We start from the raw sequence: 12,213 nt of genomic DNA, 5'->3' as shown, positions 1-12,213 counted from the left end.
CGAGTCGATGGTGCTGATCTCGGTCGTCGCCCTGGACGTGTTGCTGTTCTACGTCTTCTTCGAGGCCATGCTCATCCCGATGTACTTCCTCATCGGCGGCTTCGGCGGCGGCCCCGGCAGGTCGCGTGCCGCCGTGAAGTTCTTGTTGTACAACCTGTTCGGCGGCCTGATCATGCTGGCCGCGGTGATCGGGCTGTATGTGGTGACCTCGCAACACGGTTCGGGCACGTTCGACTTCCGCGAGATCGTGGCCGGCGTCGCCTCCGGTCGTTACGGCGCGGACTCCGGGGTGTTCAAGGCGCTCTTCTTGGGCTTCATGTTCGCGTTCGCGATCAAGGCCCCGCTGTGGCCGTTCCACCGTTGGCTGCCCGACGCCGCGGTCGAGGCCACGCCTGCCACCGCGGTGCTGATGATGGCGGTGATGGACAAGGTCGGCACCTTCGGCATGCTGCGGTACTGTCTCCAGCTGTTCCCCGGCGCCTCAACGTATTTCCGCCCACTGATCGTCGTGCTGGCGGTCATCGGGGTGGTATACGGCGCAATCGTCGCCATCGGCCAGACCGACATCATGCGGCTGATCGCCTACACGTCGATCTCGCACTTCGGATTCATCATTCTGGGCATCTTCGTGATGACCAGCCAGGGGCAGAGCGGGTCGACGCTGTACATGCTCAACCACGGCCTGTCCACGGCCGCGGTCTTCCTGATCGCCGGATTCCTGATATCGCGGCACGGCAGCCGGGCGATCGCCGACTACGGTGGCGTGCAGAAGGTGGCGCCGGTATTGGCGGGCACCTTCCTGGTCTCGGCCATGGCCACCCTGTCACTGCCGGGCCTGGCGCCGTTCATCAGCGAATTCCTGGTGCTGCTGGGCACTTTCAACCGCTACTGGCTGGCCGCCGCGTTCGGGGTCACCGCGCTGGTGCTCTCGGCGGTCTACATGTTGTGGCTGTACCAGCGCGTGATGACCGGGCCGGTCGTCAGCGGCAACGAGAAGATCGGCGACCTGCGCGCGCGCGAATTGATAGTGGTCGCACCGCTGATCGCGCTGCTGTTGGTGCTCGGCATCTACCCCAAGCCCGTGCTCGACATCATCAACCCCGCCGTCGAGAACACCATGACCACCACGGGTCAGCATGACCCCAAGCCGACCGTCCCGGTGGGAACACCCAGACCGGCCGAAGCACACCGGACCGCCGAAGGACCGCGATGACCCTGCCTACCCCGAGCATCCAGTACTTCCTGCTCTGCCCGACGCTTATCGTGTTCGGCGTGGCTGTGGTGGGCGTCCTCGCAGAGGCGTTCCTGCCCAGGCGAATTCGCTACACCGCGCAGGTGGCACTCTCGCTCGCCGGTTTGGTCGCCGCCTTCGTGGCGGTCATCGCCGTGAGCCGCTCGGTCCAGATCCCGGGCCGGGTAGCGGTTTTGGGCGCCATGGCCATTGACCGCCCGACGCTGTATCTGCAGGGCACGGTGCTGCTGGTCGCAGTGATGGCGGTCATCTTCATCGCCGAGCGCGCCCAGCCCAAAGCGGAGAGCAAGGTGTCCGTCGGGGTCGGCAGGGCCGGCTCGGGCGGCCTGGACTCCTTCACGCCACAGGCATCGGCTGTGCCCGACGGCGACGCCGAGCGCGAGGCAGAGCGGGCCGGGGCCGCCCAGACGGAGCTGTTCCCACTGGCTCTGCTGTCGGTCGGCGGCATGATGGTCTTCCCCGCATCCAATGACCTGCTGACCATGTTCGTCGCGCTGGAAGTGTTGTCCCTGCCGCTGTACCTGATGTGCGGACTGGCCCGTCATCGCCGCCTGCTCTCGCAGGAAGCGGCGATGAAATATTTTCTGCTGGGCGCGTTTTCGTCGGCGTTCTTCCTCTACGGCGTCGCCCTGCTCTACGGCGCGACCGGCACGCTGCTGCTGACGGGCATCCGTGATGCGCTGGCCGCGCACGGCGACACTTCGATGGCGCTGGTGGGTGTCGCACTGCTCTCGGTTGGCCTGCTGTTCAAAGTCGGTGCCGTTCCGTTCCATTCGTGGATTCCCGACGTGTACCAGGGCGCGCCGACGCCGATCACCGGGTTCATGGCGGCGGCCACGAAGGTCGCGGCTTTCGGTGCGCTGCTTCGGGTTATCTATGTGGCACTGCCGCCGCTGCACGATCAGTGGCGCCCGGTGCTGTGGGCCATCTCGATCCTGACCATGGCGGTCGGCACCATCACCGCGGTGAACCAGACCGACGTCAAACGCCTGCTGGCCTATTCGTCGGTCGCCCATGTCGGATTCATCCTCACCGGCGTCATCGCCGACAACCACACCGGCCTGTCTTCCACGTTGTTCTATCTGCTGGCTTACAGCTTCAGCACCGTCGGCGCGTTCGCGATCGTCGGCTTGATCCGCGACGCCGACGGAGTCGAGGACGCGACCCTCTCGCACTGGGCGGGGCTGGGGCAGCGCTCACCCATTGTGGGCGTGATGTTTTCGATGTTCTTGTTGGCGTTCGCCGGCATCCCGCTGACGAGTGGGTTCGTCAGCAAGCTGGCGGTCTTCAAGGCCGCCGCGCAGGGCGGCGCGGTGCCCCTGGTGATCGTCGGTGTGGTCGCCAGCGGGGTCGCCGCGTACTTCTACGTGCGGGTGATCGTGTCGATGTTCTTCACCGAGGCGACCGAGGATACCCCGCACGTGGTCGCGCCGGGCATCTTGAGCAAGGCCGCCATCGCGCTGTGCGCCGCGGTCACGGTGGCGCTGGGCATCTTCCCGCAGCCGCTGCTCGATCTCGCCGACCGGGCCGCCGAGCTGCTGCACTGACGCGCCGGCCGAATTCCTAGAACTGTGTTCTCACTGACGGCTGCAGGTGCTCGCCTGCTACCCAGTTCTGCGCGCGAGGTCGTCGCGCGCAGACTTGGCCTGTTCGGGCGTCAGCAGCGGATTTGAATAGATGTCGACCAAGGTGGCCGCGACCCGCAGATCGCCCTCCGCGGCGTTGATGTCCACGCCCAAGCCGCGCGATATGTGATCGTGGAGCAACGGCACCGCAAGAGCCATTGCGGTGATGAGCGTGGCACGCGACTTGGCGTCGACATCGGCGGGCTCGGCACGATGTTCATCGGCCGAGGCAAGCCATTCCTCGGTCATCGACACCAGTGCGTCGAACAGCTCACCGGCTCCGCCCTCGACCAGGGCACGGGTGATGTAGTCCTGGTATTGTCCAAGAGGAATGCGGGCTGAAACATAGTGCACGTCACCGTGTTTGGCGTTGTCCTGCACCTGGGCGTTGAGGTCGCGCATGGTTTTGACAAGGTAATCGTCGCACGCTTGACGAAGCTCCTGCTTGGAACCGAAGTGGTGCCGCAGCAGCCCGGACGACACCCCTGCCGCCGCGGCAATGCTGCGGATAGTCGCCCTTTCGTATCCTTTTTCGCCGAACTCGCGCAGCGCTGCATGCCTGATACGGGCGCGGGCAGTGAGATCGGCAGGATCCGTCGTGGTCATCGCCACAGACTACACGTCTGGACAATAAAATACACAGCTGTATAGTCGAGGACGATCGAAGTTCAAGGAGGCACGGCTATGGGCATTGACACCAGCGCCATCACCGCGGAGGAAGAGACCGCATTTTTGACTTTGAAGGCACGCGCGATCAACAACGGATGGGCACGCCCCATCCTGCCCGACCCAGGTGCCGCCGATGCTGTGACAAAGATCGACTACGACTTCGACGGCCTGGGGCTCGTGACGCCCGTGGTTTGTCAAACATCCCTGCGCGCAAAACTTCTCGACGACCGAGTGCGCGCGTTCATCGCCCAGTACGCCGACGCCGTGGTGGTCGATCTGGGCGCGGGGCTAGACGACGGGTACGCCCGTGTCGATCCACCGGACACCATCGACTGGTACAGCGTCGAGCTGCCCGGGCTGGCCGCCCTGCGCGACAAAGTGATGCCACCGGGACCTCACGAACACACCATCGGAATCTCCGTGACCGACCCTGAGTGGATATCGGGGATTCCGGCGAACCGCCCCGCGATCGTCGTCGCCGACGGATTGTTCCCCTTCCTCAACAAGGAGCAGATCATCGCGGTGATGCGTGCGATCACCGACCACTTCCCCGCCGGACAACTGACGTTCAACGACTACGGACGCATGGTGATTGGCGTGTGGATCTCAAAGTTGTTCCCGCAGCAGATGTTCAAGAAGGTGAACCAGCTCCGTGCGTTCGAGGGTTACAACGACCCCCACACGCCGGAACGCTGGAACCCCAAACTCAAGCTCGTCGAGGAGACCAGCCTGACGAGTGTGCCCGAGGTGGACCTATTTCCGACGTGGTTGCGAATCTCGACACGGATGGCGGGGTGGAGCAAGTCGACCGCACGGTCTGCGCGCATCCTGAGGTTCAGCTTTTAGTATCTTCGGAGTGCTCTGGTGCCCCTCCGTTGCGTGTGGCATCACCGGTCAGCTCATGAACGGCCGGATGGCCAACAGGTAGATCACCAACGCCCCCAGCGGGGCCACCAGCGGCAACCACGGCAGCTGCAAGGGAAACGACGTCGCGACCAGCCCGGCGAACGTAAACCCCACGGCGCCGGCCGCCGTCGGCCAGCTGTCCAGCACCACCGGGGCGGACGCGCCGGCCGCATGCCGGCATACCAGGTAGGCGGCGCCCGACAGACCGGACAGCGCGACGAATATCACCGGCGGGTTGGACAGCATTGCGGTGACCGCCGCGAGCAGCACGGCAACCGTTGCGGCGGGGCGAAATACAATGCCGACCGCGACCGCGATCAGCGCCGCCGCCCAGGCGGCCACCGCCGCGGCATGCCAACCGTCGGCGGCCAGGCCCACCATGAGCAGACCGAAGCCCGTCGCGAACGCGGGCGCTCCCACCCGCGTCAGCGCGCTCGTGCCGTTATCCACGAAGCCTCCCCCGCACACGCCGGCGGCGATCCGGCAGCACACCCATGGACTGCTCCAGACCGCTATCGCCCGGCCACGACACGATGTCCACCCCGATCGTGGCCATGTCCCGGTACATGGCGGAGCGCTGCAGCGCCCACATTTGATCCACCAGGGGATCCTGTTCGTCTTCGAACGGCGAACGATCGAGAATGTCGACGGCCAGCACGACATGGCCGCGCTTACGCAGATCGATCAAGGCCAAGGCGAATTCGGTGTCGAGCAGGGTGGAGAACGCGATGACGATCGCCCCCGCGGGAACCGCCGCGCGCGGCGCCAATGTGCCCGTGGTGTGTTCGAACCGGTCGCCGGCGTTCAGGACGGTGTCGAGCACCCGATAGAACTGACGCTGCCCGATGTCGGCGCCGAGCCAGCGCGGGCGGTTACCCCCGAGGGCGACGATGCCGGCGCGATCACCGTGGCGCAACGCGGTTTGCACCACTTGCGCCGCTCCGCGCACGACGCGTTCGGTGGCCTCGGTCGCCGGACCCGCGGGCTGCCGGTACCCATCGATCAAGACCACCACATCGGCGGCGCGGTCCGTCAATCGCTGTGTCACGTGCAATTGGCCACGACGCGCGCTCACCGGCCAATTGACCGCGCGCAGTTGGTCGCCGGGCACATACAGGCGAATGTCGGCGTACTCCACTCCCGGACCGACATGGCGGGTCAGGTGGGCACCCAACCGGTCGAGCAGCTCCGTCTGCGGAATGGGCGTCTGCTGTGGCGGCGTCAAGGGAAACACGATGACCTCGGCGGCCCCGACGGTGGCCGTCCCGGTGAGCAGCCCACCGCGCGCAACGACGTCGATGCGAACCCCGATCGGATACCGGCCCCAGCGCCGCGCGGTCGCCGTGACGGTTTTCTCCTGAGCCGCATCGGATTCGGCGATTTCAAGCTCCATGCCCGCGATGTCGGGGACCGTGACCTGTACCGCAGAAGTCCCATCTTCTTCGGTTGCCCACACCCTGATGTGCGCCTGCTCGTTTTCGAAGCAACGCTGGGCGTCGGGCTCGCCATGCACCCGGATCGTCGGGACCGGCCGCTGCCAGCTGATCGAGCACAACACGCCGAGCAGCGGTGCCGCGAAGGCGATCAGCTGCCAGCGGGCGCCGATCACGGCGGCGGCCATCGCAAACCCCGCGCACGTTGCGATCGCCCGTGTCAATTCTGATGCGCGCCAGCGGAACTCGACTGCCACGCTGGATCTCATGCCGGGTTCTCTCCGCCGCCGGCACCGGTTCGCGGCACGGGTAGGCGGTGCAGCAACTCCCCGATCACGTCGGCGCCCTGGATCTTTCGTACCCACATCTCGGGCCGCAGGGTGATCCGGTGCGAGACCGCCGCAATCGCGAGTGCCTTCACGTCCTCGGGGATGACGTAGTCGCGGCCGAGCAGCAGCGCGCGGGCGCGGGCGAGTTGCACGAGATCGAGTTCGGCGCGCGGGCTGGCACCCACCGCAACCTGCGGATGGTGTCGCGTCGCATTGGCCAGCGACACCACATAATGCAGGACGTCTTCGTGCACGGTCACCTGCTCGACCGATTCACGCATGGCCAGCAGGTCGTGTGCGTCCACGACTTGGTTGACCGTCGGTTCCGCCGAACCGCGTTCGAGGCGGCGGCGCAGCATCGAGGTCTCGTCTCGCTCGTTGAGATACCGCAGTTCCAGCCGGATCGCGAACCGGTCGAGTTGCGCCTCGGGTAGTGGGTATGTGCCCTCGTACTCGATCGGGTTGTCGGTGGCCAGCACGATGAAAGGCTCTGGCAGTTGGTGTGTTTCGCCGTCGATGCTGACCTGGCCTTCGGCCATCGCCTCCAGCAGCGCCGCCTGGGTTTTGGGCGGTGTGCGATTGATCTCGTCGGCCAGAAGCAAGTTGGTGAAGATGGGGCCGGGCCGGAACGCGAAGCGGCCGGACTGCATGTCGTAGATCGTCGAGCCGAGCAGGTCCGCCGGCAATAGGTCTGGGGTGAACTGCACCCGGGTGAATTGCAACCCCAGCGCGGCGGCAAACGATCTCGCGATCAGCGTCTTGCCCAGGCCGGGCAGGTCTTCGATGAGGATGTGGCCGCGCGCAAGGACCGTGGTGAGGATGAGCCGCAGCGCGGACCGCTTCCCCACCACCACGCGTTCTATTTCGTCGAGAATCGCCTCGCAGTGGGCGGTCGTGGTTGCGGCCGGCAGCGTCATGTTGGGATCGCGCCTCCTGTCATACCTGCTCCAGCTTTTGCAAAATCTCCTGCAGCGCCGCACGGCCCGGGCCGGGTTGGCGGTCACCGCTGCGAATGACGTTGTTGGGATTGACCCATTCCCACAGTTCCGGACCGAAGAGGATCCGGCCGGTCGCGTGGAAGGAAACAGGATCCTTGGACTGCCTTTGGCCGGTCGTCATCTCGTAGCGGCGCGCGAGCATTGGGCGCAGATGCCGGTCCCAATCGGCCCGGGTGGACTCCGACCACCGAATCGTCGTCTCGGTGTTGGACAGCCAGCGGCGCAACGAATCCCCGAGATCGTCAACGTCTGGCTCCGCGTCGGCATCGAATCCACGTGCCAGCGCACGACGCAGGCTCAGCAGCACCAGAGCCAGCCCTAGACCGGAGGCCGCCAACACCCATCGTCGATCATGCTGGGACAGTGCCAACAGTTCTATGCCGATGATCAGGCAAATGCCCAGGGAGATAATCTTTTTCATGCAACGCTCCGCGAGCCCAGCTCGTCGAGGACCAATTGAAGGACGCGCACCGCAACGTCGCGGTGGCCCTCGTTCATCACATGGGGGCTGAACCGCGCTTCAGCGAACAGGTTCACCAATTGGACGGCGTTGTCGGCGTGCAAAGCGTGGTGCTCCACCGCGCGGGCCAACACCTCGGTCGGAGTGTCGAATTCCTGGGGCACTGCGCCGGGAACCTGCGCGAGTTCACGTTCCATCGCCGCGTAGCAGGCGATGATCGCCTCGCGCGGCTCTCGGCTCAGGTCGGTCATCTCGGCCAATCCACGCTCGGCCGCTCGCGCCAGCGACTCCGAACGCGCCGGGGGCGGCGGGGGTTCCGCCGGCTCGTCGGCGATGCCCGGGACCGCCGGACGCCAGCGCCGCCGCGCCGACGCGACCGTCCCGGCGACGAACATCACCAACATGGCGACGGTGCAGGCGAGCAGGATTCCCAGCATGTTCTGCGATGCGTCGCGCGGACGGTTCGGATGCTGCGCCGGTGGCTGTGCGGGCGGCTGTGTCGACGGCGCTGCGCCGCTGTCGGGCGGTGACGGGCCGGGCGCGACGCCGTGGGGCAGGAAGCGGGTCAGCAATATCACGATCCCCAGCCACGCCACGATCACGGCGAGTCCGATCAACAGCACGCGCCAGCTGGGTCGTCCCCTGCCGGTGCCCAGCATGTCGGACAGCCCGCCAGCACTCGGCGCGGGAGTACGGGGATCCCGCAAGCGCGCGACCACGGCGACCGCGATCAACGCAAGCGTCACGGCGAGAATCGCTACCACGAAGGCCAGCGCCGCCCGGCCGCCCGACTCGCTGCGCGCCGCATCGTGCCGAGCCGGAAGGTAGCCGCGCAGGGCGGCGGCGACCACGAACAGCAGAACGATCAGGGCAACGACTCGCCCTGTCGGCTTGTCCATACCAGGCATTGGCACGCCACTCGATCGGTTTTTGCGCACTGGCTTTCCTCATACTTGCACGTCAGACGAGCATGACGCCAGGAAAGAAGCGGTGGGCGCTCGCGTCCTCGACTATTGGCGATTCGTCCCGGTTCGTCGCCGGTCCGCCGGTCGGACCTTGCCTATCCCCGTCGAGACGATCGACGCCGCCCTGTTGCCGCCGTGGGTGGCAGCGCGAATCGCCGCGTGCACCGACACCAAGTCACAGCTCGTCGGCGTCAATGCGTGACAGCACGATGTCAAATCTGTCGCGGCGCTCCAATCGCGCGAGGTCGCGAAGCCGCTTCGGGGCGCTAACATCCTTTGACCACAAGTAGCGCCACGGCCAGTAGTTGGCCGGCATCAGGTAGACGTGGTAACCGCGCTCGAGGTAGGGCCGCAGCACATCGATGGGTCGCAGCCGCGGATCGCTCCAGCATTTTGCCTCGACCTCGACAAAGATTTCCGCATCCGATGCGAGTTCATCGAGGGATGTCAGCATGCCGGTGAGCACGCGGTCTTCGGCGCTCTCCACATCAATTTTGATCAGGCGCGTGGTGGCCAGTTCCTCGCGAGTCACCAGTGATCCGAGCGGTGCGGCACGCACGCGGCCGTGTTCACGGAGTAGAGGGTGACCTTGAGCCGCTCGGGGGACCGTCGTAGAGCGGCCCAGAGAGAGGAAGCTGGGTCCGACGAACAGCGGAAGTTCCTCGTCGCGATCCGAGACGGCGGCACTGACCAGGCGTATGTTGGCGAGATCGTTCATCGCAATCGTTTGCCGTAGTGCGGTGTTCGCGATGGGAGCCGGTTCTATCGCCACAACGACGCCGCGCGGACCGACTAGTCTGCTGGCCATCGCGCTCTTGTACCCGACGTTCGCACCGACGTCGATGAAGGTGTCGCCGGGCCGCAATCGGCGGCGCAGGAATGCCGTGAGGTCGGGTTCCCACGTTCCGAATAAGTACACGAACGTCTGGACACCGTCTGGCAGCCGGCATCGAAAATGGATGCCGTCTTCGGTGGTGTGATCGACGGTGAGCGGCCGCAACAATGTGGCGCGGATCAATAGCACCAAAGCTACTGCGTAGTACGGCACTACTACCGGCAATCCCCGCATGAGGCGCTCGGCAACACCGACGTGTTCCTTATCGGTCCGCAGCGATTGTATGTATTTCCGCCATAGCGCCAACATCCGCGCCTCGATCATTTGCACAGCCTAGCCTCCGATAAGTCGATGCATGTGAAATCGCCACTTGCGGAGGGAAAATCGCGATTACCGGCATGTGTCGGCGAACGAACGACACATGCGTCTGGCCCTTAAGCCCACCCTCAAGGGTGACCTGACGAAAGACCGATCGATACCTCCTGGCTGACGCTTCTCGTCTGCCTAGTCACGAAAGTGCTTGCCCTGCAGAAGATAGAGACGATGAGTGATGTGCAAATCAGCTCTCGGCGAGCGCGCGGTCGGCCAGCGCCCCGATCGCCGGAGCCAATAGCCGGGAATAATCGCCGGTCAGGTGATTCCAGTCCGCGTACACGAGGGCGTTGCCGACGATGACGGGACAGCGGTCAGCGGTGCAGAACAGATCGGTCACGTCGGCGTACTGTCCGCCCGCGGCTTTGGTGGCGGCCGACTCACCCGCGATGCCGGACTCGTTCACCGCCCGCGATCGTGGCGGCGAGCAGGCTGTCGCGTCATCGAGATGCCCGGACAGGCAGACGGGAACCACCACATGAGGATCCGGGATCGGCCCGAGCACCAAGACTTGGGTACCGATGCCGCGCAGCTGCTGCACGAGGCGGGTCAAGCTGCCCATCCACGCCGAGTCATACGTCCTGAAATCGGGCACCCAACCGAAGCTGGACCCATACCCCCGCCACATGCTCACCACGACCAGTCGCGGCCGCTCCGCACGCAGCCGGGCGATGATCCGATCGCGCCACTGGTCGCAGTGCAAACTGCGCGTGTTTCCGATCGGTATGTCCATCAACGGGCAGCCCGCCTTCATCAGCATCTCCAGGCGCCAGCGCCGCTGGGTGCCCAGCTGTCGGAACGCGGGATTCCACATCATGGCATGTGAGTCGCCGACCAGGGCCACCGTGGTGGTGGAGGTGGTATCGCCGGTCGCGCATTCGGGTTGGTCGACTTGGAAAAAATCGCGCATGCAGCTGTCGAGGGTCATGGCTCTGAGTTGGTTTTCCGCATCTGCAAGCGCCGGGGTCAGATTCGACGGTACGGCTTTCAGGTCCGCGGATGCCGCGAGCGCGGTCTGCACTTGGGCGAACGCGCGCTGCACCGCCGCGTTGTAAGCGTCGATGTTGCGCCCCGTTGGAGGGGGCGATGCGTTGATGGTCGGCGCCGGAGCTGGTGCACCCCGGCCGACCGGAAGTGGCATCCATACCAGCAGCGCCACGCCCACACAGACCGCTAGAGCGGTGGCGCCGGCGCCCAGCGCGAGACTACGAAGCGGAGAGCGGCGTATGGCGGCGGCGAATCGAAACGGGTTCTCGATGAGATGCAGTGTCAGCACTGCCAGCCCGCCGGAGACGCATACCGCCGCCAACCTGCCGACCAAGCCCAGTGAGTGGCCCAGCAACGGCGCCGCGAGCACCAGAACCGGCCAGTGCCACAGGTACCACGAATACGACACCCTGCCGATCGCCCGCATCGGCGACAATGCCAGGACGCGCCCACATCCATAGGAGGGCGCGGCACAGCCGGCGCCGATCACCAGCGCCGCGCCCAGCACCGGCCAAAGGGCAGCAGTCCCCGGATAGGGCGTGGTCGTCCTCAGCAGGGTGCAAGTCAGCAAGATGATCGCCAGCCCTGCCCATCCCGCAATCGCGGCAAGCGTTGCCGGAAGCCGGCGCCAGTGGCCCGCCGTCAAAGCCACCAGACCACCCGCGGCCAACTGCCATGCCCGGGTGGGCAGCGAAAAGAACGCAAAGGAAGGCACCACGTAAGTGGCCGCCAGCGACAGCGCGAACGACACGACCGCGACCACCGCAAGGACCGCCAGATACGGGCGTTGCGACGAGGGTGCCTCGGCCTTGCTGCGGCGTCGCACGCGCCGGATGAGCCATGCCGTACCGATGATCATGGGCGGCCACACCAAATAGAACTGCTCTTCTACGCCCAAGGACCAGTAATGCAGGAACGGCGAGGGCAAGACAGCGGTGAAGTAGTCGACGGCTTGCAGAGTGAACCAGTAGTTCCCGACATACAGCGCGCTGGCGATGCCGTCCCCAAAAACGGTACGGGCCTGCAACGGAGGTAACACGATCGCCGAGACGATCACCGTGATGACGCCGACCGTGGCAGACGCGGGGAGCAGTCGGCGGGCACGCGCCCCGTAGAAACGGCGCAGCCGCACGGTGCCGACGGTGCTCACCTCGCGCCACAGCAGCCCCGTGATCAGAAAGCCGGAGATCACGAAGAACACGTCGACGCCGACGTACCCACCACCGACACCGGGCACGTCAGCGTGAAAAAGGACAACGCCCAACACCGCGACCGCGCGCAAGCCCTCGATGTCTGACCGAAAACTCGCCGGTGCCGAGCGCTGTCCCTGAAGCCCTTCGACGGAACTAACGTGGCTCTGGCCCAAGGTCACCAACTTCGTA

Annotated in this window: 11 protein-coding genes; 3 read left to right on the top strand and 8 right to left on the bottom strand. The window is 65.6% G+C overall.

Going from position 1 to position 12,213, the window contains the following annotated elements; all coding sequences use genetic code 11:
* Positions 1 to 1,213: NADH-quinone oxidoreductase subunit M (locus AC5Y30_RS25175; protein ID WP_499921957.1), on the top strand; the 1,213-nt coding region annotated here is incomplete at its 5' end.
* Entirely contained in the window at positions 1,210 to 2,799 is a 1,590-nt protein-coding gene (nuoN, locus tag AC5Y30_RS25170; RefSeq protein WP_499921955.1) for an NADH-quinone oxidoreductase subunit NuoN, read from the top strand. The genes AC5Y30_RS25175 and nuoN, both read left to right, overlap by 4 nt.
* 57 nt (positions 2,800 to 2,856) lie before the next feature.
* Here nuoN and AC5Y30_RS25165 read toward each other — a convergent pair whose 3' ends face one another.
* A complete protein-coding gene (locus tag AC5Y30_RS25165) occupies positions 2,857 to 3,483 on the bottom strand; it encodes a TetR/AcrR family transcriptional regulator (RefSeq protein ID WP_499921953.1) in 627 nt (208 codons plus the stop codon).
* 78 nt (positions 3,484 to 3,561) lie between these two features.
* On the opposite strand from AC5Y30_RS25165, the gene AC5Y30_RS25160 reads away from it, so the two are divergent.
* Complete coding sequence (locus AC5Y30_RS25160) at positions 3,562 to 4,392, top strand: class I SAM-dependent methyltransferase (RefSeq protein WP_499921951.1); 831 nt, start codon at positions 3,562 to 3,564, stop codon at positions 4,390 to 4,392.
* A gap of 48 nt (positions 4,393 to 4,440) precedes the next feature.
* On the opposite strand, the gene AC5Y30_RS25155 is transcribed toward AC5Y30_RS25160, so the two are convergent.
* The 7 genes from AC5Y30_RS25155 to AC5Y30_RS25125 all read right to left on the bottom strand — a co-directional run bounded on the left by AC5Y30_RS25155 (position 4,441) and on the right by AC5Y30_RS25125 (position 12,203).
* On the bottom strand, positions 4,441 to 4,833 hold the full coding sequence (locus tag AC5Y30_RS25155; protein WP_499921969.1) for a hypothetical protein: 393 nt from the start codon (positions 4,831 to 4,833) through the stop codon (positions 4,441 to 4,443).
* A gap of 61 nt (positions 4,834 to 4,894) precedes the next feature.
* Entirely contained in the window at positions 4,895 to 6,154 is a 1,260-nt protein-coding gene (locus tag AC5Y30_RS25150) for a DUF58 domain-containing protein (RefSeq protein WP_499921949.1), read from the bottom strand.
* Complete coding sequence (locus tag AC5Y30_RS25145; RefSeq protein ID WP_499921947.1) at positions 6,151 to 7,131, bottom strand: AAA family ATPase; 981 nt, start codon at positions 7,129 to 7,131, stop codon at positions 6,151 to 6,153. The genes AC5Y30_RS25150 and AC5Y30_RS25145 overlap by 4 nt, the downstream gene beginning before the upstream one ends.
* A 19-nt stretch (positions 7,132 to 7,150) precedes the next feature.
* Positions 7,151 to 7,633: a hypothetical protein gene (locus tag AC5Y30_RS25140; RefSeq protein ID WP_499921945.1), complete on the bottom strand. Its 483-nt coding sequence runs from the start codon at positions 7,631 to 7,633 to the stop codon at positions 7,151 to 7,153.
* The gene (locus AC5Y30_RS25135; RefSeq protein WP_499921943.1) at positions 7,630 to 8,571 is read right to left on the bottom strand and encodes a DUF4129 domain-containing protein; all 942 of its coding nucleotides are present in this window, start codon (positions 8,569 to 8,571) and stop codon (positions 7,630 to 7,632) included. Before AC5Y30_RS25135 ends, AC5Y30_RS25140 begins: the two co-directional genes overlap by 4 nt.
* 241 nt (positions 8,572 to 8,812) lie before the next feature.
* On the bottom strand, positions 8,813 to 9,796 hold the full coding sequence (locus tag AC5Y30_RS25130; RefSeq protein ID WP_499921941.1) for an FkbM family methyltransferase: 984 nt from the start codon (positions 9,794 to 9,796) through the stop codon (positions 8,813 to 8,815).
* Between the two features lie 235 nt (positions 9,797 to 10,031).
* The gene (locus tag AC5Y30_RS25125; protein ID WP_499921939.1) at positions 10,032 to 12,203 is read right to left on the bottom strand and encodes an acyltransferase family protein; all 2,172 of its coding nucleotides are present in this window, start codon (positions 12,201 to 12,203) and stop codon (positions 10,032 to 10,034) included.
* Between the last annotated feature and the right edge of the window lie 10 nt (positions 12,204 to 12,213).

Source organism: Mycobacterium sp. NGS27 (assembly GCF_059813005.1).
This window is presented reverse-complemented; position numbering and strand designations above follow the sequence as displayed.